The organism is Streptomyces yamdrokensis (assembly GCF_053890455.1).
In genome coordinates this window covers 791,986-812,076 of sequence record NZ_CM132679.1, presented here as the reverse complement: position 1 = coordinate 812,076, position 20,091 = coordinate 791,986, and the positions used below count along the sequence as shown (strand labels likewise).

Annotated in this window: 21 protein-coding genes; 13 read left to right on the top strand and 8 right to left on the bottom strand. The window is 72.2% G+C overall.

Going from position 1 to position 20,091, the window contains the following annotated elements; translation table 11 throughout:
* Window positions 1–95: 95 nt before the first annotated feature.
* From ACWZEH_RS03035 to ACWZEH_RS03025, 3 genes are all read right to left on the bottom strand, one after another.
* Entirely contained in the window at window positions 96–782 is a 687-nt protein-coding gene (locus ACWZEH_RS03035; protein WP_456195411.1) for a phosphatase PAP2 family protein, read from the bottom strand.
* Between the two features lie 158 nt (window positions 783–940).
* A complete protein-coding gene (locus ACWZEH_RS03030; protein ID WP_456195410.1) occupies window positions 941–1,876 on the bottom strand; it encodes a M56 family metallopeptidase in 936 nt (311 codons plus the stop codon).
* A gap of 100 nt (window positions 1,877–1,976) precedes the next feature.
* The gene (locus ACWZEH_RS03025) at window positions 1,977–2,546 is read right to left on the bottom strand and encodes a DUF5134 domain-containing protein (RefSeq protein ID WP_456195409.1); all 570 of its coding nucleotides are present in this window, start codon (window positions 2,544–2,546) and stop codon (window positions 1,977–1,979) included.
* A gap of 178 nt (window positions 2,547–2,724) precedes the next feature.
* Between ACWZEH_RS03025 and ACWZEH_RS03020 the strand changes: the two genes are divergently transcribed.
* Together ACWZEH_RS03020 and ACWZEH_RS03015 are read left to right on the top strand one after the other, a co-directional pair.
* Complete coding sequence (locus tag ACWZEH_RS03020; RefSeq protein ID WP_456195408.1) at window positions 2,725–4,494, top strand: FUSC family protein; 1,770 nt, start codon at window positions 2,725–2,727, stop codon at window positions 4,492–4,494.
* On the top strand, window positions 4,491–5,132 hold the full coding sequence (locus ACWZEH_RS03015) for a MarR family winged helix-turn-helix transcriptional regulator (RefSeq protein ID WP_456195407.1): 642 nt from the start codon (window positions 4,491–4,493) through the stop codon (window positions 5,130–5,132). Before ACWZEH_RS03020 ends, ACWZEH_RS03015 begins: the two co-directional genes overlap by 4 nt.
* 38 nt (window positions 5,133–5,170) lie before the next feature.
* Here ACWZEH_RS03015 and ACWZEH_RS03010 read toward each other — a convergent pair whose 3' ends face one another.
* Window positions 5,171–5,572: a VOC family protein gene (locus tag ACWZEH_RS03010; protein WP_456195406.1), complete on the bottom strand. Its 402-nt coding sequence runs from the start codon at window positions 5,570–5,572 to the stop codon at window positions 5,171–5,173.
* A 71-nt stretch (window positions 5,573–5,643) separates the two neighbouring features.
* On the opposite strand from ACWZEH_RS03010, the gene ACWZEH_RS03005 reads away from it, so the two are divergent.
* Window positions 5,644–6,186, top strand: a complete 543-nt coding sequence (locus tag ACWZEH_RS03005; RefSeq protein ID WP_456195405.1) for a GNAT family N-acetyltransferase — start codon at window positions 5,644–5,646, stop codon at window positions 6,184–6,186.
* Between the two features lie 24 nt (window positions 6,187–6,210).
* Here the strand turns inward: ACWZEH_RS03005 and ACWZEH_RS03000 are convergent, their stop codons facing one another.
* Complete coding sequence (locus ACWZEH_RS03000) at window positions 6,211–6,894, bottom strand: glycerophosphodiester phosphodiesterase (RefSeq protein ID WP_456195404.1); 684 nt, start codon at window positions 6,892–6,894, stop codon at window positions 6,211–6,213.
* 252 nt (window positions 6,895–7,146) lie between these two features.
* On the opposite strand from ACWZEH_RS03000, the gene ACWZEH_RS02995 reads away from it, so the two are divergent.
* The 4 genes from ACWZEH_RS02995 (at window position 7,147) to ACWZEH_RS02980 (ending at window position 11,070) form a co-directional block, all read left to right on the top strand.
* Complete coding sequence (locus ACWZEH_RS02995) at window positions 7,147–8,544, top strand: DUF6421 family protein (protein ID WP_456195403.1); 1,398 nt, start codon at window positions 7,147–7,149, stop codon at window positions 8,542–8,544.
* Between the two features lie 38 nt (window positions 8,545–8,582).
* The gene (locus tag ACWZEH_RS02990) at window positions 8,583–9,329 is read left to right on the top strand and encodes an SDR family NAD(P)-dependent oxidoreductase (protein WP_456199413.1); all 747 of its coding nucleotides are present in this window, start codon (window positions 8,583–8,585) and stop codon (window positions 9,327–9,329) included.
* Window positions 9,326–10,396 (top strand): threonine aldolase family protein, encoded by a 1,071-nt coding sequence (locus ACWZEH_RS02985; protein WP_456195402.1) that lies wholly within the window; start codon window positions 9,326–9,328, stop codon window positions 10,394–10,396. Before ACWZEH_RS02990 ends, ACWZEH_RS02985 begins: the two co-directional genes overlap by 4 nt.
* Window positions 10,397–10,479: 83 nt before the next feature.
* Complete coding sequence (locus ACWZEH_RS02980) at window positions 10,480–11,070, top strand: transglutaminase-like domain-containing protein (RefSeq protein ID WP_456195401.1); 591 nt, start codon at window positions 10,480–10,482, stop codon at window positions 11,068–11,070.
* 20 nt (window positions 11,071–11,090) lie between these two features.
* Here ACWZEH_RS02980 and ACWZEH_RS02975 read toward each other — a convergent pair whose 3' ends face one another.
* Window positions 11,091–11,819, bottom strand: a complete 729-nt coding sequence (locus tag ACWZEH_RS02975) for a lysophospholipid acyltransferase family protein (protein WP_456195400.1) — start codon at window positions 11,817–11,819, stop codon at window positions 11,091–11,093.
* Between the two features lie 419 nt (window positions 11,820–12,238).
* Between ACWZEH_RS02975 and ACWZEH_RS02970 the strand changes: the two genes are divergently transcribed.
* The 3 genes from ACWZEH_RS02970 (at window position 12,239) to ACWZEH_RS02960 (ending at window position 14,707) form a co-directional block, all read left to right on the top strand.
* Window positions 12,239–12,625, top strand: coding sequence for a thioredoxin family protein (locus ACWZEH_RS02970; protein WP_456199411.1), 387 nt, complete (start codon window positions 12,239–12,241; stop codon window positions 12,623–12,625).
* A gap of 270 nt (window positions 12,626–12,895) precedes the next feature.
* The gene (locus ACWZEH_RS02965; protein WP_456195399.1) at window positions 12,896–13,684 is read left to right on the top strand and encodes an electron transfer flavoprotein subunit beta/FixA family protein; all 789 of its coding nucleotides are present in this window, start codon (window positions 12,896–12,898) and stop codon (window positions 13,682–13,684) included.
* 60 nt (window positions 13,685–13,744) lie between these two features.
* Window positions 13,745–14,707, top strand: a complete 963-nt coding sequence (locus ACWZEH_RS02960) for an electron transfer flavoprotein subunit alpha/FixB family protein (protein WP_456195398.1) — start codon at window positions 13,745–13,747, stop codon at window positions 14,705–14,707.
* 90 nt (window positions 14,708–14,797) lie between these two features.
* Here the strand turns inward: ACWZEH_RS02960 and ACWZEH_RS02955 are convergent, their stop codons facing one another.
* A complete protein-coding gene (locus ACWZEH_RS02955) occupies window positions 14,798–15,712 on the bottom strand; it encodes an endonuclease/exonuclease/phosphatase family protein (RefSeq protein WP_456195397.1) in 915 nt (304 codons plus the stop codon).
* Between the two features lie 281 nt (window positions 15,713–15,993).
* Here ACWZEH_RS02955 and ACWZEH_RS02950 point away from each other — a divergent pair, with 281 nt between their 5' ends.
* Window positions 15,994–17,298, top strand: a complete 1,305-nt coding sequence (locus tag ACWZEH_RS02950) for a DUF6986 family protein (RefSeq protein ID WP_456195396.1) — start codon at window positions 15,994–15,996, stop codon at window positions 17,296–17,298.
* A gap of 139 nt (window positions 17,299–17,437) precedes the next feature.
* On the opposite strand, the gene ACWZEH_RS02945 is transcribed toward ACWZEH_RS02950, so the two are convergent.
* On the bottom strand, window positions 17,438–18,487 hold the full coding sequence (locus ACWZEH_RS02945) for a LacI family DNA-binding transcriptional regulator (protein ID WP_456195395.1): 1,050 nt from the start codon (window positions 18,485–18,487) through the stop codon (window positions 17,438–17,440).
* Window positions 18,488–18,726: 239 nt separating this feature from the next.
* Between ACWZEH_RS02945 and ACWZEH_RS02940 the strand changes: the two genes are divergently transcribed.
* A complete protein-coding gene (locus ACWZEH_RS02940; RefSeq protein ID WP_456195394.1) occupies window positions 18,727–19,680 on the top strand; it encodes an ROK family protein in 954 nt (317 codons plus the stop codon).
* A gap of 130 nt (window positions 19,681–19,810) precedes the next feature.
* Window positions 19,811–20,005: a hypothetical protein gene (locus ACWZEH_RS02935; protein ID WP_456195393.1), complete on the top strand. Its 195-nt coding sequence runs from the start codon at window positions 19,811–19,813 to the stop codon at window positions 20,003–20,005.
* Window positions 20,006–20,091: the final 86 nt, after the last annotated feature.

Below are 20,091 nucleotides of genomic sequence, written 5' to 3'. Positions count from 1 at the left end.
GAGAACGGCGGCAGCACGGCACGGCACGGGTCCTTTCGCTCAGGGCACAGGGCCGCCGGGCCATCGGGACGCCGGGGCACCGGCACCTCGCACGGTCACGGGTGCCGTTGACCGTGGATCCGTACCCCCACCACCACGACCACGATGCCGAGGAGCCAGCCGCCGAGCACATCCGTGGGCCAGTGGACGCCGAGCCAGACGCGGGTGAGGCCGACGCCGCCGACCGAGAGCACCGCCAGGGCCACGGCCCAGCCCCACAGGGCCCGGCCCACGCCGCGGCGGTGCAGCAGCCACAGCAGGAGACCGAAGGTGACGACGGCGGTCATGGCGTGCCCCGAAGGGAACGCCGCGTAGTGGGCCGAGTCCACCGGGTCCGGCCACACGGGGCGGGCGCGGTCCACCACCGCTTTCAGGACCTGCTGCACCGTGGCCCCCACGGCGCACGTCACCACCAGCCACACCGCGGTCCACCGGGCCGCGTACCGGTACCACAGCAGCAGCGCGACCGCCCCGCACAGCGCGCGCATGGTCCATGGGTCCCAGACCCAGTCCGTCAGGACGCGGGCCGTCCGCGTCAGCCCCGGTTCGTCGACCGCCCAGCGGTGGAAGGCCGAGGCGATGTCGCGGTCCAGGCCGGTCAGCGGGCGCCACTTTGCGGCGACCAGGATCAGCAGAAGGACCGAGCACACGGCCGGGACGCCGAGGAGAGCGGCGGACGGGCGGTGCTCCGGTGGACGGGGCGGTGGCCCGAGGCCGACGGGAGAGATGTGGGGGGAGGGCATACAGCGATCCTCGCCGACCCAGGGGGGCCGGAGCCAGTCCCCCGCCCGCCGGCGGTCTCACGGGCCCGGTCGTCCTCCGCCACCGCCTCACCCCGGCGCCCCGTGCCCCCGGAGCTCCGCCGGACCCCGCGTCTTCGGCAGGACCCGCCGGGCAGGCCCTACCCCAGTGCCCGCAGCCCCGGTACGAACGCCACCAGTACCGGGATCACCGGTACCAGCGACGCCACGGCCGTCAGCCGCAGCCGGTGCCACGCCGGGAGCCGCTCCGGGGGAGTCAGCAGCCGGTGCACCCGGGCCGGGACCTGGCCCTGAGGGGACGGGCAGGGGCCGAAAACCCCCCGGTGCTCGTTGAGTTCGACCAGGGCCAGGGCGGTCGTCAGCCGGCCGAAGCGGCGGGAGGCCGTGTCGTCGGCGGCGAGTTCGACCAGCCGGTGCATCTCGTCGCGGAACGCGGCGAACACCGGCACCTGCGGGAAGCCGCCGGCGAGCGCGGAGGAGCAGTGCAGCAGCCAGTCGTGCCGGGCCTGCGCGTGCCCCCGCTCGTGCGCGAGGACGGCGTCCAGCCGACGGCCCTTCAGCCGGCGCAGCGCGGCCGTGGTGACGACCAGCCGGGGCGGGGAGCCGGGCAGCCACCACGCTTCGGGGTGTTCGCCCTCCAGGACCACCAGCCGCTCGGCGCCGGGCTCCTCGCCGGGCAGCAGCGGCGCCCGCACCAGAAGCTCGGCCCGGCGGGCCCGCCGCCGAGCACGGGCCCGTACGACCTCGCGGACCAGCATCACCGCGGTCCACAGCCCGCCGCACGCCAGCGCCACCGCGGTGGTCGCCGCCAAGGGCCCGGCCGTGCCGAGGGCGTAGGCATCCACGACCCCGCGCGGTGCCGTCGCGAACACCGGACGGCCGATCACGTGCGAGGCGGCCGCCGCGCTGAACGTCATCGACAGGGCGCAGCACAGCAGTACCGCCGCGACCACGCACTGCCACACCCACAGCGCCACCACCGGCTCGCGGTCCGCCCAGTGGGCCCGCGCCAGTAACCGGGGGCCGACGACGGCGATCAGGACGCCGAGCAGCAACAGTGCCGCGGGGAGCATCATGCGTTCAGCCTATGAGCGTGCCCCACTCCCGGGTACGGCCCACCGGGGCAAAGTGACGCAGGCAACGGTCCCGCCCGGCGCAGGCCGGCCGTCACCCGCCTCACATCGTCACCAGCATCGCCACCGTCGCGATGCCCATGGACAGTCGGCACGCCCGCGCCAGCTCAGGCCGGTCACCCCAGCCCGAGGACCCGACCGCCCCTGGTGGCGGACTTCCCGACACGGCGGTCACCGGCACCAGCCGTACACCCGTGACCAGCACGTATCCGGTGAAGTAGAGCAGTAGGAGGCCGGTCAGCACAGGCAGGCCCGCGCTCCCGTGCGCGTGCCCCTGCCCCGGCCCGGGGGAGAGGGCCATCGCCACCGCCATGTAGACCATGGCCGCGGCGCCCATCGGATGGTGCAGATGGCGGGCGTCCCCGCGCGCCGCCCACAGGGAGTGCAGCCCCGCCGCGCCGAACACCGCCGCATAGGCGGGCCACGCCCACGGGGGCGGGGTGAAGACCGCCGCGGGTACGGCCATCGCCGCCATGCCGAAGCCCATCAGTGCCTCGCCGCCCGCGCTACGGCGCTGCTCCTCGACGCTGCTGCGCATCCGCAGCAGGCAGTAGGCGCCGGTCGCCGCGCAGAGCGCGACCAGCAGCCAGCCGGATGCCGCCGGTCCGTGCACGCGAACCTCCCCCTGGGGCCGTCCCCGCCGCATGGGTGAACCCCTCCACGGTCGGACAAGGCATGCCCGCGCTCGAAGGCGTGCACGCGAGCGCACAGGGGTGCATGAGGAGCGTTCAGGGAGCGCCGCAGGTCACGCAGGTGTTTTACGAGTAAAATACCTGTTAGCGTTGTACGCCATGAGCAGCGCGACCCCCTGTCCCGGCCCCACCCCCGAGGCGGGGCCGCCCCCCGGGCCCTCACGATTCCCGCTCGTCGGCGTGCTGCGTATCGGGCGGCCCTCCGCTATCTGGTTCAAGCCCGCCTTCAGCGTGGTGGCCGCGGTCGCACCGCCCAGCCTGATCCTCGTCGCCCTCGGCCGGCTCGACCTCGCGGTCTACACCATGGCCGGATCCCTGTGCGCGCTCTACGCCCACGACCGCCCGTACGCCGCCCGTGCCAAGGCGCTCGCGGGAGTGGTGCTCGGCATGGTCGGCGGCCTCGCCGTGGCCCTGGTCGCCGCCTCGCTGACCAGGGACGCCGTGATCCTGGTCACCCTCGGTGCCCTGCTGGCCGCCGTGCAGAAGGTGCTGTGCGACGTCACACGCATCGGCCCGCCCGGCAACGTGATCCTCACCTTCGTCAGCTCCGCCTCGCTGTTCGTCCCCCAGACGCTCGGACAGGTTCCCGCTCATGTCGCCATGGCAGCGGTGGCCGGGGTCTGGGCCTGGCTGGTCGGCATGGCTCCCGCACTGGTCCGGCCGCACGGCCCCGAGCGCCGCGCCACCGCCGACGCCCTGGACGCCGCCGCCGCGTACGCCGAGACCGGCGGCACCGGCGAGGGCCATGCGCGGACCCGGGCCTTCGCCCATGCCGCCGTGCAGGCCGCCTGGCGGTGTCTGCTCCTCACCGGCCCCCGCCCGGTCGCCACCCGGCGCGCCCTCGAACGGCTGGCCGTCCGCGCCGAGACCGCGCTCGCCGCGCCGGCCGACGCCGACCCCGCGCAACTGCGAGCCCGGGCCCGCGCGCTGCGCGGCACGGGCCGCGTACCGGGCGCCGACGACCCCCGCTCGGAGACCGGCGAACTCCTCGGCGTGGCCGCCGAGCGCGCCATCGCCCACCGCTCTCCGCGGTCCCGGACGGGCCCGCTCGCCCCCCTCGCCGTACGCACCGCCCTCGGCTGCGGCCTCGCCGGATACGCCTCCCTCGCCCTCGGCGTCGGGCGGCCCCACTGGGCCCTGACCACCGCCGCCGCGCTCTACCAGGCCAACATCGCCCTCACCTGGAGCCGGACCGTGCAGCGGGTCGTCGGCAACCTCGTCGGCGTGCTGGTCTTCGCGGCCGTCGCCCCGATCGCCGGCCTCGGACCGCTCGCCCTCGTCCTGTGCTGTCTTGTCCTCAACTTCGGCGCCGAGGCGCTGATCGGCCGCAACTACTGGCTCGGCAGTGTCTGTGTCACCCCGCTGGCCCTGCTCGTCACAGAGTTCCCCGGCTACCAGGCGACCGGCTCCCTGGTCACCGACCGTGTGGTGGACACCCTGGTCGGCGCGCTGCTCGGCTTCGGCGCCGCCCTGGCCGTCACCAACCGGCGGGCGGGCGACCACGTAGTGAACGCGCTCACCACGGTGGGCCTGAGGCGCGCACACGCGACCCGGCTCCTGGCCGACCCGCAGGCCGGCCCCGCCGCCCTGGAGACCGCGCGACGCGGCCTGGCCGCCGCCCTCGCCGACCTGCGGGCCACCGCCGACGCGGCCGCGGGCGAATGGCGGCTTCGCACGCTCCCGCAGGAGCATGTGGTGCTCGCCGAGCAGGCGGGACACCGTACGCTCGCGGCGACGGTACGACGACAGGGCCTCGCGGTCGGCTCCGGCACGGACGCAGGTGCGGGCAGGAGGCCGGGTGCCGCCACGAAGGCGGGCACCGGCACCGGCCACGACCCGGGCGACGACACGGAGGATGTACGGCCATGACGGCTACCGAACGACTCCCGGCCGACGGACGCCCCGCCGAAGAGGTCCACGGGGCCGACGGGGGGCCTCCGGCGGACGAGGTGCTCCCGGCGGCCGGTGCGGGAGCCCCCGACGACGGAGGTACACCGGCGGCCGGCCAGGACACCGTGGCCGAGGTGGTCCGGCAGTGGCGGGCCGTGCACCCCGGCCTGGACACCGGGCCCATGGAGGTCATCGGACGCATCAACCGCTGCGCCGCCCTGCTCCAGCAGACCGAGGACGCCCCGCTCGGCCGGGCCGGACTGACCCGCCCGGAATTCGACCTGCTCGGCGCACTGCGCCGCACGGGGCGCGAACTCACCCCGGGCGAACTGGCGCGCGAGACCTTCTCATCGGGCGCCGCCGTCACCAAGCGCCTCAAGCAGCTCAACGCGCACGGCCTGGTGGAGCGCCGTGGCGACCCCCGTGACCGCAGAGTGGCCCGAGTCCGCCTGACCGACGCCGGGCGGGAGGCGATCGACGGGGTCGTGCCCGCGCAGCTCGCCCACGAGAGCGCCGTGCTGTCCGGCCTGGACGGACCGGCGCTCGACGAGCTGGCCTCGCTGCTCGGGGAACTGCTGAGCCGGCTGGAAGGACGCCCGGGCACCCCGCGGGCGTGAGAAACCCCGGCAAGGCGTCGGGAGTGACGCAGACCGTCTCAAATTTCCGGCCGGTACCGCAGCGGATGATCGGCCGGGATCTCCACGAGGACGATCGGTGTGCCGTCCGGGTCGGCGATCCACATCTCGATCAGGCCCCATGGTTCCTTCACCGGTGGCCGGACGATCCCGACGCCCCTGTCCCTCAGTTCCTCGTGGGCCGCCGTCACGTCCGCGACCTGGAGCCACAGCCTCGTCGCCGGGTCCACCGTGTCCGCGGGGGCGTCGGACCGGCCGGACAGCTCCAGGAAGCCGCCGCCGAGGAAGTAGACCGTGCCGCGTTCCGGACCGGTGGCGAACTCGCGGTACACCGCGAGGCCCAGCTGTTCGCCGTAGAAGACGCGGGAGCGCTCGGGGTCGGTGGGACGGATGAGGATCCGGCTGCCCAGTACATGCACCATGCGGCCGAGCGTAGCCGCCGGGATAACCTCGTCCGCGGAGAAACCCGAGCGACGAAGCGGAGAAGTGCCCCATGGAATCCGTCACCGAGAGCGCGCTCACCTTCCGTGACGCCACCGACGCCGACGTGGACGACCTCGTCGCGCTGATCGAGTCGGCGTACCGGGGCGACTCCAGCCGGGCCGGGTGGACCACCGAGGCCGACATCCTCCAGGGGCAGCGGACCGACGCGGAGGGCGTGCGGGAGGTCGTCAAGTCGCCGGACAGCCGACTGCTGACGGTGGAGCGCGAGGGCCGGATCGTCGCCTGCTGTCAGCTCGAGCACCGCGGTGAGCACGCCTACTTCGGGATGTTCGCGGTCAGCCCCGGGCTCCAGGGCGCCGGGCTCGGCAAGACGGTCCTCGCTCACGCCGAGCGGCAGGTCCGGGGCACCTGGGGCGCGCGCGAGATGCACATGACCGTGATCACGGCGCGGGAGGACCTGATCGCCTGGTACGAACGGCGTGGTTACCGCCGTACGGGCCGGACGAGTCCCTTCCCGTACGGCGACGAGCGGTTCGGCATTCCGCTCCGGGCCGACCTGCGGTTCGAGCTGCTGGTCAAGGAACTGCCCTGACCGTCGGAGGAGCCGCCCCGGCCGTCACGCGGTGAAGCGGCCGGTGCGCTTGATCTCCGGGTAGTCGGTGGTCGCGCCGTCGAGCCCGAGGGCCCGGACCAGTCTGAGGTGGTCCTGTGTGTTCACCACCCAGCCGATGATCCTCAGGTCGGCCTTGCGGGCCTGCTCGACGACCTCCAGGGTGAGGCGGCGGATGTTCAGGCAGACGGCCGACGCGCCGGCACCGACGGCCCGCTCCACGATGTCCGTGTCGTAGCGGCTCGCGACGAGCGCGGTGCGTACCCCGGGCACCAGGCGGGCGATCTCGGCGATCGCGTCGTCGTGGAACGAGGACACCTCGATCCGGCCCGCCAGATTCCTCCGGTTCATCACCTCGGCCAGTGCCCTGGCCGCCTGCACGTCCTTGATCTCGGCCTGCAGCGGCGCGTGGACGGCGTCCAGCACCTCTTCGAAGACGGGGACGTGCTCGCCGCGCCCGGCGTCCAGGGCGCGGAGCTCGGCGACGGTCCGGTCGGCGATGGGCCCCGTGCCGTCCGTCGTGCGGTCCAGGTCCGTGTCGTGCATGACGACGAGCGCGCCGTCCTTGCTCAGGTGCAGATCGAGTTCGATGACGTCGAGACCGGCCTCCTGGGCGGCGACGAAGGACCGGAGGGTGTTCTCGGGCTCGACACCCATGACTCCGCGGTGACCGATGGTGAGGAAGTTCAAGATGCGACTCGCTTCCGTCGACGGCGACGCGGGACCGCGTCCCTGCGGCCCTCCTGGACCGTATCGCCTGTGCCCGCCCCGTCCAGATGCCGAACATCGAAGCCGAGAAGTGTCACCCAACCGCGTGATGGGCAGGAAAAAGTGCGGTGGCGGCCGGGGTGGCGCAGGATAATTTACTGAGGTGTCCCTTGCTGGGAGAAACCCCGTATGTATACGGTCGCCACACGCAGTTTCTTCGCTGGAGGATGGGATATGACGGAAATTCTTGCGCAGGTGGGTACGGAGGGGCACGTTCCTTCGGCAGCCAGGGTGGTCGAGCACCCGGCGTGGCCCGTGCTCAAGGATGCCGTGGAGCGGATCAGGCCCTGGCAGGCGAAGGACGGGTCGATCGACCTCGACGCCGAGGGCGCTCCGGCCCGTGCCGAGGCCGAGGCGGAGGTGCGCCGGGTGATCGACGCCCTGGGCGAGCTGTCCCCGCTGCTCCCGCACGACCGCGCCTACCACGAGGCCCTGGCGGGGGACCTGGCCCGCTGGGCCGAAGGCGGCTTCGAGGTGCCCGACTTCCTGGACTCGCTGCTGGCCTTCCACCCGGCCGCGCACCGTGAGGACGGCCTCCAGCACCTGGTCGTCTTCCCGATGTACACGCAGAACGGCAATCCGGACCGCAACCTCGAGGCGGTCGTGCTGCGCATGGTGTGGCCGGACTGGCTGGCCGAGCTGGAGCGCACCCGCTACGACAACCCGCTGTTCTGCGGCATCTCGTTCGAGGACTTCACCGCGGGCTACGACACCAACTCCGCGGTGCTCTTCCCCGAGACCATCGCCGTGCGCGAGGCCCCCGAGCGGTTCACCTGGGGCGGCATCTTCTGCGACCGCGAGGCCGCCCGCTTCCGCCGGGTGTCCGCCGCCGCCGTCGACCTCCTGGGCCTCGAGCTGCCCGAGGACGTCGCCGCGCTGGTGCACGACCAGAAGCGCTGTGAAGAGGCGTTCGTCCTGTGGGACATGGTGCACGACCGCACCCACAGTCACGGCGACCTGCCCTTCGACCCGTTCATGATCAAACAGCGCCAGCCGTTCTGGATGTACGGCCTGGAGGAGCTGCGCTGTGACCTCACCGCCTTCAGGGAGGCCGTCAAACTCACCGGCGACGGCGTCCCGCAGGCGCGTGACGTACAGGTCGCGGTGCTGTTCGACCGCATGTTCCGCTTCCCTGTCACCGGCGAGCGGGTCCGCAACTACGACGGCCTCGGCGGCCAGCTGCTCTTCGCCTACCTGCACAAGCACGACGTCGTCCGCTGGACCGACAACAAGCTCACCATCGACTGGGACCGGGCCCCGCAGGTCACCAACCAGCTGTGCGCCGAGATCGAGACGCTGTACCGCGACGGCATCGACCGTCCCAAGCTCGTCCACTGGTTCGCCGGGTACGAGCTGGTCTCCCGCTACCTCTCCCCGCACCCGGGATCCAAGTGGGCCAAGGGCCCCGACGCCCTGGACCTGACGCAGCCGCCGCGCAAACTCGTCGATGACGTGCTTCCGGACGAGTTTCCGCTGAGCATGTTCTATGAGGCACTGTCCAAGAAGCTGAAGAATGTGATCGCCTCGACCCGGGGTATCACGGCGGACGGCGCCGAGCGGATCGCCGCGTGAGCGATCTCGTTCACACCACTGTGCAGGAGGCGATGACCATGGGGAACGGGGCGCTCGACGGTGCGGTGATCGCGGTGGCAGGCGCGGGGGGACCCGCGGGGCGGGCGGCACTGCTCAGGCTGGCCGAGGCGGGGGCGGTCGTCGTCGGCTCCGACAACGACCCGGAGCGGCTGGCCGAGGCCGTGGACGCGGCGCGCTACGCGCATGGAGGTGCCACTGTCACCGGTGACACGGTCGACCTGCTCGACCTGGATTCCACCCGCGAGTGGGCCGCGCGTACCGAGAAGGAGTTCGGCCGCGTCGACGGCCTGGTCCATCTCGTCGGCGGCTGGCGCGGCAGCGAGACCTTCACCAAGACCAGGGTGGACGACTGGGACCTGCTGGAGCTGCTCCTGGTCCGCACCGTGCTGCACACCTCCCTCGCCTTCCACGAGGGACTGCAGCGCAGCGACCGCGGCCGGTACGTCCTGATCAGCGCGGCCGGTGCCAGCAAGCCCACCGCGGGCAACGCCGCCTACGCCGCGGCCAAGGCCGCCGCCGAGGCGTGGACGCTGGCCATGGGCGACTACTTCCGCAAGGCGGGGGGCGAGCAGGGGCCGACATCGGCGGCTGTGATCCTGGTGGTGAAGGCGTTGGTGCACGACGCGATGCGCGCCGACCGCCCCAACGCGAAGTTCGCGGGCTTCACGGACGTCGAGGACCTCGCCGAGGCGATCGCCGGCGTCTGGGACAAGCCCGCCGCGGAGTTGAACGGAAACCGTCTGTGGCTGACCGAGAAGCCGTGAACCCACCCCGGACCGACGCGCGCCGCCATCACGACCCGGACGTCCGCGGTTTCGCCAGCGACAACTACGCCGGGGTCCACCCGGAGGTGCTCGCCGCCCTGGCACTGGCCAACGGCGGGCACCAGGTCGCGTACGGCGAGGACGCGTACACGGAGAACCTCCAGCAGGTGATCCGCAGCCACTTCGGCCCTACCGCCGAGGCGTTCCCGGTCTTCAACGGCACCGGCGCCAACGTCGTCGCGCTCCAGGCGGTCACCGACCGCTGGGGCGCCGTGATCTGCGCCGAGAGCGCTCACATCAACGTCGACGAGGGAGGGGCGCCGGAGCGCGTCGGCGGGATCAAACTCCTCACCGTGCCCACCCCCGACGGCAAGCTCACCCCCGAGCTGATCGACCGGCAGGCGTACGGCTGGGAGGACGAACACCGCGCGATGCCGCAGGTGGTGTCCATCGCCCAGGCCACCGAACTGGGCACGGTGTACACGCCGGACGAGATGCGCGCCCTCTGCGAGCACGCGCACGCCCACGGCATGAAGGTGCACGTGGACGGCTCCCGGCTGGCCAACGCCGCCGCCACCCTGGACGTGCCGATGCGCACCCTCACCAACGCGGCCGGCGTCGACCTCCTCTCTCTGGGCGGCACCAAGAACGGTGCCCTGTTCGGCGAGGCGGTCGTGGTGCTGAACCAGGACGCCGTCAGCCACATGAGGCACCTGCGCAAGCTGTCCATGCAGCTCGCGTCCAAGATGCGCTTCGTCTCGGTGCAGCTGGAGGCCCTGCTCGCGCGGGACCTGTGGCTGCGCAACGCCCGGCACGCCAACGAGATGGCCCAGCGTCTCGCCGAGGGCGTGCGCGCCGTGCACGGGGTGGAGATCCTCCACCCGGTCCAGGCCAACGCCGTCTTCGCCCGCCTGCCGCACGCCGTGACCGAGCGCCTGCAGAAGCGCTTCCGCTTCTACTTCTGGGACGAGGCCGCGGGCGATGTCCGCTGGATGTGCGCCTTCGACACCACCGAGGACGACGTGGACACGTTCCTGGCGGCCCTCAAGGAGGAGATGGCCCGCTAGCCGCCCTCACATGTTCGCATAGGTATGCACTCGATCGAAAATGCATTGACTCTCGATCGGGTGCGTACCTACGCTCCGGCGGCATGAAGATCATCCAGGAGACCCCGGACCTATCCGCTTACCTCGCCGCCGATGAGGCGATAGACCACCACCATGAGCTGGTCCGCGAGACCGCCCGACGACTCGCGGCCGGGGTGGCCGACTCGTATGAATATGCGCGGGCGGCCTTCGAGTTCGTGCGCGACACCATCCCGCACTCCCAGGACTTTGGCGATCCCCGCGTCACCTGGCGGGCGTCCGACGTCCTGAAAAAACGCACCGGGATCTGCTACGCCAAGGCGCACGCGCTGACCGCGCTGCTGCGGGCCGCGGACATCCCGACCGCGCTGTGCTACCAGAACCTCGGAGTGCTGCACGGCCTGGTCGCCGTACGGTTCCACGGTGCCTGGCACCGGCAGGACCCACGGGGCAACAAACCGGGAGTCGACGCCCGGTTCTCCCTGGCCGGTGAGCGGCTCGCCTTCACGCCCGACCCCGCGGCCGGTGAGACGGACCACCCGCTCCTGTACGCCGCACCGCATCCCGTCGTGCTGAAGGCGCTCCAGGCCGCCGTGGACCGCACGCACCTGTGGCGGACGCTCCCCACCGCACTGCCGGACCACGGCGGATCATGAGGCCCCTGCCGCGGTGGGGCTCAGCGTGCCTCGGCCGCGCGGACCTGCTCCGGGGTCGGTGCCGTGCCGCCGAGGTGGGCCGGCATCCACCAGGTGTCGTCCGGGCCCTTGGGGTGCACCGGGTAGGCGCGCTGCGCGGCCTCCAGCAGCTCCTGGACCCGCTCCCGCAACTGCCGGGTGATCGCGCCCGCGTACTTGTCCTTGGACGCCTCGACCGCCTCGCCGACGCGCATGGTGATCGGGGTGTGGCTGCGCTTGAAGTTGCGGGGGTGCCCCTTGGTCCACAGCCGCTGAGTGCCCCACACCGCCATCGGGATCAGGGGCACGCCCGCCTCCTGTGCCATGCGCGCGGCACCCGACTTGAAGCTCTTCAGCGTGAAGGACTGGGAGATGGTCGCCTCGGGGAAGACGCCCACGATCTCGCCGGACCGCAGTGAGTCGAGCGCGTGCGCGTACGCCGCGTCCCCCTGCTTGCGGTCCACGGGGATGTGCTTCATCCCGCGCATCAGCGGACCCGAGACCCTGTGCCGGAAGACGGCGTCCTTCGCCATGAAGCGCACGAGCCGCTTCTGCGGCAGTGCCGCGAGGCCGTTGAAGACGAAGTCCAGGTAGCTGATGTGGTTGCTCACCAGTACGGCGCCGCCCGTGCGCGGGATGTTCTCCGAACCCCGGCAGTCGATCTTGAGGTCCCACGCCTTGAACAGAGTCTGGGCGAAACCGATCACGGGACGGTAGACGAGCTCTGCCATGGGTGCGCTGGAACCCTTCCTGCTCTGCCTGGGAAGGAGGACTCCCAGTCGAAGTTACGCAGCCGTAGGTTTACGGCTTGTCGCTGATGGTGCCCCAAGAACGACCGGTGAACCAGCCCCGGCGCCTGCCTGTGGCGAGATTCTTGTCACGTCCACCCCTATGATCCACCTCGGGCTTTTGCGTCGCCATTACCCGCGCGCCGTCATCCGCCGCAGGAGCAGGGGGCATCCGGCACCCCGGGCGGTAGCCGGACAGGGTGTCGGGGAAGGCCGCCGCGAGGCGGGGTCCTCTCGTGCCGACGGCCACGGATCAGGCACTCGTGAGGGGAACCCGCACGGGGAACGCGTGCGGCAGTGGGAATCTTCGCGGTCCCGTGCGTGCTTGAGACGGATGACGACCGGACCGATGGTGTGTGCTGGTGCTCGCGGCGGCGAGTGCCCTCGGAGTGCCGCAGCGGCGGCGGAGCGGGAGAGTGCGGGTGCGCGGGCAGGGCGACGGCAAGTGGCTGCGGGCGGCGGAGATCGGCGCGGACCTCGGTGAACGCGCCACCCTCGTCCAGTTCTCCAGTGCGTTCTGCGCGCCCTGCCGGGCGACCCGGAGGGTGCTCGGTGAGGTGGCCGGCCTGGTTCCCGGCGTGGCCCATGTGGAGATCGACGCCGAGGCGCACCTGGACCTCGTGCGTCGGCTGGACATCCTCAAGACCCCCACCGTGCTCGTCCTCGACGCCGCCGGCACCGTCGTCCGGCGTGCCACCGGACAGCCGCGCAAGGCCGATGTGATCGCCGCGCTCGGCGAGGCCGTGTGACGGCCGGCAGGCTCCGCCACCTGGGACGTTCCGGGGTTCCTCGAGGCTGGGTCCGGGACGCCGCTTGCTGCGGGCAGGTCGGGTTCCGGTTACGCTGCGTTGCGAAGGTCACAGTTCAAAGCGCTTGCTCAGTGGGAATGAACTGGATGTACTGGCGAGTAATATTTCGTTCGGAAACGTGGATCGCCCCGATCGGGAACGGCCGTTTGAGGCGCCTATGCTGCCTGAAGGCAGGCAGCCAGAAATGACGATTGCAGTAGGAGAGCCGGCGTGAGCTTGAGGATCGTTGTCACAGTGAAGTACGTGCCCGACGCCACCGGCGACCGGCACTTCGCCGATGACCTGACCGTCGACCGCGACGATGTGGACGGTCTGCTCTCCGAGCTGGACGAGTACGCGGTCGAGCAGGCGCTGCAGATCTCGGAGAACTCCGACGACGACGTGGAGGTCACCGTCCTGACGGTGGGCCCGGAAGACGCCAAGGACGCGCTGCGCAAGGCGCTGTCCATGGGCGCGGACAAGGCGATCCACGTCGAGGACGACGATCTGCACGGCACCGACGCCATCGGCACCTCCCTGGTCCTGGCCAAGGCGATCGAGAAGGCCGGCTACGACCTGGTCGTCTCCGGCATGGCCTCCACCGACGGCGTCATGGGTGTCGTGCCGGCGCTGCTCGCGGAGCGCCTGGGCGTGCCGCAGGTGACGCTGCTGTCGGAGGTCTCGGTCGAGGACGGCAAGGTCTCGGGCCGCCGTGACGGCGACGCCGCGTCCGAGCAGCTCGAGGCGTCGCTGCCGGCGGTCGTGTCGGTCACCGACCAGTCGGGCGAGGCGCGGTACCCGTCCTTCAAGGGCATCATGGCGGCGAAGAAGAAGCCGGTTCAGTCCTGGGACCTGTCCGACCTCGACCTCGACGAGGACGAGGTGGGCCTGGCGAACGCCTACACCGTGGTCGACTCCGCGACCGAGCGCCCGGCCCGCACCGCGGGCACGATCGTCAAGGACGAGGGCGAGGGCGGCAAGCAGCTCGCCGAGTTCCTCGCGAGCCAGAAGTTCATCTGAGCCAAGAGGCTCGACTCGCTTCCCGCCCCTCACACTTCGCAAGCAGGAGAGAAGAAGTCCATGGCTGAAGTTCTCGTCTACGTCGACCACGTGGACGGCGCCGTCCGCAAGCCGACCCTGGAGCTGCTGACGCTGGCACGCCGCATCGGCGAGCCGGTCGCCGTCGCGCTGGGCAACGGCGCCGCCGACACCGCCACCACGCTGGCCGAGCACGGCGCGGCGAAGGTCCTCACGCACGAGGCCGCCGAGTACGCCGACTACCTCGTCGTACCGAAGGTGGACGCCCTCCAGGCCGCTCACGAGGCCGTCTCCCCGGCCGCCGTGCTGGTCCCCTCCTCCGCCGAGGGCAAGGAGATCGCGGCCCGCCTGGCGCTGCGTCTGGGCTCCGGCATCATCACCGACGCCGTCGACCTGGAGGCCGGCGACGAGGGCCCGGTGGCCACGCAGTCGGTGTTCGCCGCCGCCTACACCACCAAGTCCCGTGTCTCCAAGGGCACTCCGGTCATCACGGTCAAGCCGAACTCGGCCGCCGTGGAGGCCGCTCCGGCCGCGGGCAGCGTCGAGGCGCTGTCCGTGTCGTTCTCCGAGCAGGCGACCGGCACCAAGGTCACCGGCCGCACCCCGCGCGAGTCGACCGGCCGCCCCGAGCTGACCGAGGCCGCGATCGTGGTCTCCGGTGGCCGCGGTGTCAACGGCGCGGAGAACTTCGCGGTCATCGAGGCGCTCGCCGACTCCCTCGGCGCGGCCGTCGGTGCCTCGCGTGCCGCGGTCGACGCCGGCTGGTACCCGCACACCAACCAGGTCGGCCAGACCGGCAAGAGCGTCTCGCCGCAGCTGTACGTCGCCTCCGGCATCTCCGGCGCGATCCAGCACCGCGCGGGCATGCAGACCTCGAAGACGATCGTGGCGGTCAACAAGGACGCCGAGGCCCCGATCTTCGACCTCGTCGACTACGGCGTCGTCGGCGACCTCTTCGACGTGGTCCCGCAGCTCACCGAGGAGATCAAGACCCGCAAGGGCTGATCCTCTCCAGGCCGTACGAGGCCCCTGTGACCGCCTCCGGCGCGGTCGCGGGGGCCTCGCCCTGTTCTGTTCCCGGCGCGGCGCCCCGGCTCAGTTCGCCCGTCCCGGGGTGAGCGACGCCCGTACCGGCAGATGGTCGCTCGGGAACTGCCCGGCCGGCGCGAAGGTGTCGACCGACGCCCGGTGCACCGTGACGCCGGGCGTGGTCAGGATCCAGTCGATACGGGCGCCGCCCGGCACCAGCGGCTTGTACCCGTGGAACGTCCCGTACGCCTCGCCCCGCTCGGCCGCCGTGTCCCAGGTGTCGACGAGGCCGGCGCCCAGCATCGTGTCGTACATCGGGTTCCCGTGGGCTGCGACGTTGAAATCCCCCGTCACGATCACGGGCAGGGAGCGGGCCGGCCCGGTGACGCGCTCGGCGAGCAGGGCGGCGGCCCGCTCGCGTGCGTACTGGCTCGCGTTGTCCAGGTGGGTGTTGAACACGTAGAACTCCCGGTCACCGGCGCGCAGGTCGCAAAAGCGGACCCAGGTGACCATGCGGACATGGGCGTTGCCCCAGGTGTTCGAGGCGATCAGGTACGGCGTGTCGGAAAGCCAGAAGTGGTCGTACTCCAGCGGGGCGAGCCGGCGGGTGTCGTAGAGGATCCCCATGAACTCGTCGCGGCTGCCGCCCGCCCGGCCGGTGCCGATCCAGTCGTAGGACGGGCCCAGGTCGGCCTCGATGTCGCGCAGCTGCTGGTGGAGGCCCTCCTGGGTACCGATGACGTGCGGCTGTTCGCGGCGCAGCAGTTGGCGTGTCACGGGTCTCCGGGCGGCCCAGCTGTGGGGCTCCGCCGTACTGGCGAAGCGCAGGTTGAACGACATGACGTCCAGCGGCCCGCCCCGGCTTTCCTGGGCCGAAACGGGCTCGGCGGGCAGTGCTGTACTGGAGAGCGGAAGGGCGACGGAGGCGGCGAGCGCGGTCTTCAGTCCCAGGCGGCGCGTGACTCGGCTGTGGTTCGGCACAGGAACTCCTTCGCTGGTGCTGCGCGGCGGCGGCCGGGTGGGTCGGGCGTGCGTCGGTGCGCGGGGTGGTGCCGGGCGATGCGTGGTTCCGTGTCAGACGGTGCCAGATAGACGTGAACATGCCGAGATGGCGGAGTGGATCGAGGTGCAAGAGGGAGGCGAGGCGATGTTGACCGGCGCGAAGGCCGCCCGATAACTTCATTCAACGGATTGTTGATTCCGTATTGCGGAAAACGTGGGGCGGGTGTGCCGCGAGGCGTCAGGGAGCTGGAGGGCGTGGAATGAGCCAGGACCGACAGGAGCGGGTGGCGACGAGTGTCGCGGGCGCCGTCGGCGCGGAGATCAGCGCCTCCCTGGCGCCGGTCGACGCCGAGCTGGAGCGCCGCTACCCCGGAGACCCCGGCACCCGTCAGCCCGTTCACACCGTCTACGTCCCCGGTGACGCCTTCACCGCCGGTACTCTCCGCTCCTGGGGAGACCAGGCCCTGGCCGCTCTCGACGAGCACGCTCCGGACGCCGTCTCGTTCGCCGCCGCCGTCGGGATGGCTCCCGCGCTGGCCGAGGACGTGTACGGGCGCGTTCGCGCCAAGCTGGAGCGCGAACCCGTGGAGGACCTGCGCGTCGACTTCGAGGACGGTTACGGCAACCGCCCCGACGTCGAGGAGGACGAGACCGCTGCCCGCGTCGCGCGGCTGATCGCCGAGGCGTACCGGGGCGGCACGGCGGCCCCGTACACGGGCATCCGGATGAAGTGCATGGAGGCCGCGGTGCGCGAGCGGGGCATCCGCACCCTCGACATCTTCCTCACCGGTCTGGCCGAGGCCGGCCCGTTGCCCGACGGGCTGGTGCTGACGCTGCCCAAGGTCACGTACGCCGAGCAGGTCACCGCCATGGTGCGGCTCCTCGACGCCTTCGAGGAGGCGCGCGGGCTGGAACCGGGCCGGCTCGGCTTCGAGATCCAGATCGAGACCAGCCAGGCCGTCCTCGCCGCCGACGGCACCGCCACCGTCGCCCGGATGATCCAGGCCGCCGAGGGCCGGGCCACCGGACTGCACTACGGCACCTTCGACTACAGTGCCTGTCTCGGGATCTCCGCCGCCCACCAGGCCGGTGACCACCCGGCGGCCGATCACGCCAAGGCCGTCATGCAGGTCGCCGCCGCGGGCACCGGCGTACGCGTGTCGGACGGTTCCACCAACGTCCTGCCCGTCGGCCCGACCGCACAGGTCCACGCCGCATGGCGACTGCACCACGGACTCACCCGCCGTGCCCTGGCCCGCGCCTACTACCAGGGCTGGGACATGCATCCCGGGCATCTGCCCACCCGTTACGCGGCCGTCTTCGCCTTCTACCGCGAGGGCTTCGACCAGGCCGCCGCCCGGCTCGCCCGGTACGCCGCCCGGACCTCGGGCGACGTCATGGACGAACCGGCCACCGCCAAGGCGCTGGCCGGCCACCTGCTGCGCGGCTTGGACTGCGGCGCCCTGGACCACGCCGAGGTGGCACGGGCGACGGGCCTGACCCGCACCGACCTGGAGGGTTTCGCGTCCCCGCGCCGGGGCGACCCGACGGGAGGGCCCGGATGAGGGGCGTCGGCGACGCCGTGCCGGTGCCGGGGGTTCCCGGCCGCCCGGCCGTGCGTACCGCCCCCGAACCGACGCCCTCAGCGGTGGCTCCTCCTCGAACGCCCGGCCGCCCCGCGCGGGTCCCGGCGGACGAGGGTGCTCAGTCCGCCGGGGGCAGCTCGCCCGAGCCGCGCGTGATCAGCTTGGTCGGCAGCTCGATCCGCTCGGGGGCGAGCAGGGTGCCGTCCAGCTGACGGAAGAGGCGCTCGGCCGCGGTCCGGCCGAGGGCGGCGGAGTCCTGGGCGACGACCGTGAGGCCCGGCCGGAGCAGATCGGCGAGCTCGATGTCGTCGAAGCCGACGAGCGCGACCGGGCGTGACTGCTCGCTCAGGACCCGGATCACGGTGACCGTCACCCGGTTGTTGCCCGTGAAGATCGCCGTGACCGGATCCGGGCGGGAGAGCATCTCCTCGGTGGCCCGGCGCACCCTCTCCGGGTCGGTGACCCCCAGGGACATCCAGGCGTCCTCCACCGGTATGCCCGCGCCCTCCATGGCCGCGCGGTAGCCGCGCAGCCGCTCGGACGCGGTGTGGATGCCGGGCATGTCACCGATGAAACCGATCCTGCGGTGCCCGTGGGCGATCAGGTGGGCCACGCCGTCACGGGCGCCGCCGTAGTTGTCCGACACGACGACGTCGGCGTCTATCCGGCCGGCCGGCCGGTCCACGAAGACCGTGGCGACGCCCGCCTTGAGCTCGGGCTCGAGATACCGGTGGTCGTCACCGGCCGGAATCACCACCAGTCCGTCCACCCGGCGGGCGCACAGTGCCAGCACCAGCTCCTGCTCGCGATCGGCGTCCTCCGCGCTGGAACCGTTGATCAGCAGTGCGCCGTGCGCGCGGGCGACCTCCTCGACCGCCCTGCTCAGCGGACCGTAGAACGGGTCCGCGAGATCCTCCAGGACCAGGCCCACACTGGCGGTACGGCCCTTGCGCAGCACCCGCGCGCTGTCGTTCCGGCGGAAACCGAGCGCCTCGATGGACTCCTGCACCCGGCGCTCCGTCTCCGGCGTGACCCCGGGTTCGCCGTTGACCACCCGTGAGACGGTCTTCAGGCCGACGCCGGCCCGGGCCGCCACGTCCTTCATGGTCGGGCGGCTGCCGTAACGGGACCCTGGGAGGCGGTGGGTGCGGCGGGGCGTCTCCGGCACGGTACGGTTTCCTGTCCTGTAGACCACGGGCTGCGTGGGGCCATGGGGTTGTATGAGGATGTGGCGTCGAGCATAGAGCCTGGACAACGTTGTCAGACTCAGGGACACTGTCCACCGCACACCCCGGCCCGCGGGTGGTCGCGACATTCGGGGTGCGGCTCGCCCCCGTGCGTCGGTTCATGGCCGCGCATGGGCTGTTTCAGCGCCTTTCTCATGGTTGACGGGGAGAACCGACACTGATGCACACCGACCTCGTGGCAGCGCTCGACATCGGCGGCACCAAGATCGCCGGTGCGCTGGTGGACGGGCAGGGCCGGATACTGGTCCGCGCCCAGCGGCCGACGCCCGCCAAGGAGGACGGCGACACCGTGATGCGGGCGGTCGAGGTGGTGCTGGGCGAGCTCGCCACGTCCCCGCTGTGGGAGTACGCGAGCGCCGTCGGCATCGGCAGCGCGGGCCCCGTGGACGCCTCCACGGGCACGGTGAGCCCGGTGAACGTGCCCGGCTGGCGTGACTACCCGCTGGTCGCCGGGGTCCGGGCCGCCACCGGTGGACTGCCCGTGGAACTGATCGGCGACGGAGTGGCGATCACGGCCGCCGAACACTGGCAGGGTGCCGCCCGCGGTCATGCCAACGCGCTGTGCATGGTCGTCTCGACCGGGGTCGGCGGCGGACTCGTGCTGGGCGGCAGGCTGCACCCCGGGCCCACCGGCAACGCGGGGCACATCGGCCACATCAGCGTGGATCTCGACGGCGACCCGTGCCCGTGCGGCTCGCGCGGCTGCGTGGAGCGCATCGCGAGCGGGCCCAACATCGCCCGCCGGGCCCTGGCGGACGGCTGGCTCCCCGGACCCGAGGGTGACACCTCCGCCGCCGCGGTGGCCGCCGCGGCCCGCGCCGGGGACCCGGTGGCCGTGGCGTCGTTCGCGCTGGCCGCGCGGGCGCTGGCCGCCGGAATCGCGGCCACCGCGACGCTCGTCGAGATCGACATCGCCGTGGTCGGAGGGGGAGTGGGCAAGGCGGGCGAGGTCCTCTTCGCCCCCCTGCGCCAGGCCCTGACCGAGTACGCGACGCTGTCGTTCGTCCGGCGTCTCGTGGTGACGCCGGCGCGGATGGGCACCGACGCCGGGCTGGTGGGCGCCGCGGCGGCGGCCCTGACCCGGCGGACGGACCCGGCGGCGGCAGGTGTCTGACCGGGGCCGTGACACGGATGCCCGCAGGAACGTTCACCCCGTGCCGTACGGGTCCGTACCGTCGTGGGTGTCCGTACGTTCCCGTGCGTCCGTGCGTGACCCCGGGGCGGCTTTTGCCGTTGAACCCGGCATGAAGAAGCGCAGCATGCTCGCCATCGCCTCCCTCGCCACCGGATTCGTCGTCGCGGCCCTCACCCCGTCGCACGCGCTCGGTGAGGGCCTCGACAGCCTCCCCGCCGGTGACGCACTCAGCACCCTCGACCACGCCGTCACCGACGAGGCCCTGGCCGCCACGGCCGACGGCGACCGGGAGACCGAGATCTGACGGGCCGCATCGCGAAACCGCCCACGGCGCCGGCGCCTCCTCCCCCCAAAAAAAGGGGCACCGGCGCCGTCGGTGTGCGTACTCAA

What these genes read in the sequence shown, in the direction of transcription:
- ACWZEH_RS03035 (WP_456195411.1), bottom strand. Translation starts at nt 782, where the DNA reads ATGCCCTCCCCCCACATCTCTCCCGTCGGCCTCGGGCCACCGCCCCGT.
- ACWZEH_RS03030 (WP_456195410.1), bottom strand. Translation starts at nt 1,876, where the DNA reads ATGATGCTCCCCGCGGCACTGTTGCTGCTCGGCGTCCTGATCGCCGTC.
- ACWZEH_RS03020 (WP_456195408.1), top strand. Translation starts at nt 2,725, where the DNA reads ATGAGCAGCGCGACCCCCTGTCCCGGCCCCACCCCCGAGGCGGGGCCG.
- ACWZEH_RS03015 (WP_456195407.1), top strand. Translation starts at nt 4,491, where the DNA reads ATGACGGCTACCGAACGACTCCCGGCCGACGGACGCCCCGCCGAAGAG.
- ACWZEH_RS03010 (WP_456195406.1), bottom strand. Translation starts at nt 5,572, where the DNA reads ATGGTGCATGTACTGGGCAGCCGGATCCTCATCCGTCCCACCGACCCC.
- ACWZEH_RS03005 (WP_456195405.1), top strand. Translation starts at nt 5,644, where the DNA reads ATGGAATCCGTCACCGAGAGCGCGCTCACCTTCCGTGACGCCACCGAC.
- ACWZEH_RS02995 (WP_456195403.1), top strand. Translation starts at nt 7,147, where the DNA reads ATGACGGAAATTCTTGCGCAGGTGGGTACGGAGGGGCACGTTCCTTCG.
- ACWZEH_RS02990 (WP_456199413.1), top strand. Translation starts at nt 8,583, where the DNA reads ATGGGGAACGGGGCGCTCGACGGTGCGGTGATCGCGGTGGCAGGCGCG.
- ACWZEH_RS02980 (WP_456195401.1), top strand. Translation starts at nt 10,480, where the DNA reads ATGAAGATCATCCAGGAGACCCCGGACCTATCCGCTTACCTCGCCGCC.
- ACWZEH_RS02975 (WP_456195400.1), bottom strand. Translation starts at nt 11,819, where the DNA reads ATGGCAGAGCTCGTCTACCGTCCCGTGATCGGTTTCGCCCAGACTCTG.
- ACWZEH_RS02960 (WP_456195398.1), top strand. Translation starts at nt 13,745, where the DNA reads ATGGCTGAAGTTCTCGTCTACGTCGACCACGTGGACGGCGCCGTCCGC.
- ACWZEH_RS02950 (WP_456195396.1), top strand. Translation starts at nt 15,994, where the DNA reads ATGAGCCAGGACCGACAGGAGCGGGTGGCGACGAGTGTCGCGGGCGCC.
- ACWZEH_RS02940 (WP_456195394.1), top strand. Translation starts at nt 18,727, where the DNA reads ATGCACACCGACCTCGTGGCAGCGCTCGACATCGGCGGCACCAAGATC.
- ACWZEH_RS02935 (WP_456195393.1), top strand. Translation starts at nt 19,811, where the DNA reads ATGAAGAAGCGCAGCATGCTCGCCATCGCCTCCCTCGCCACCGGATTC.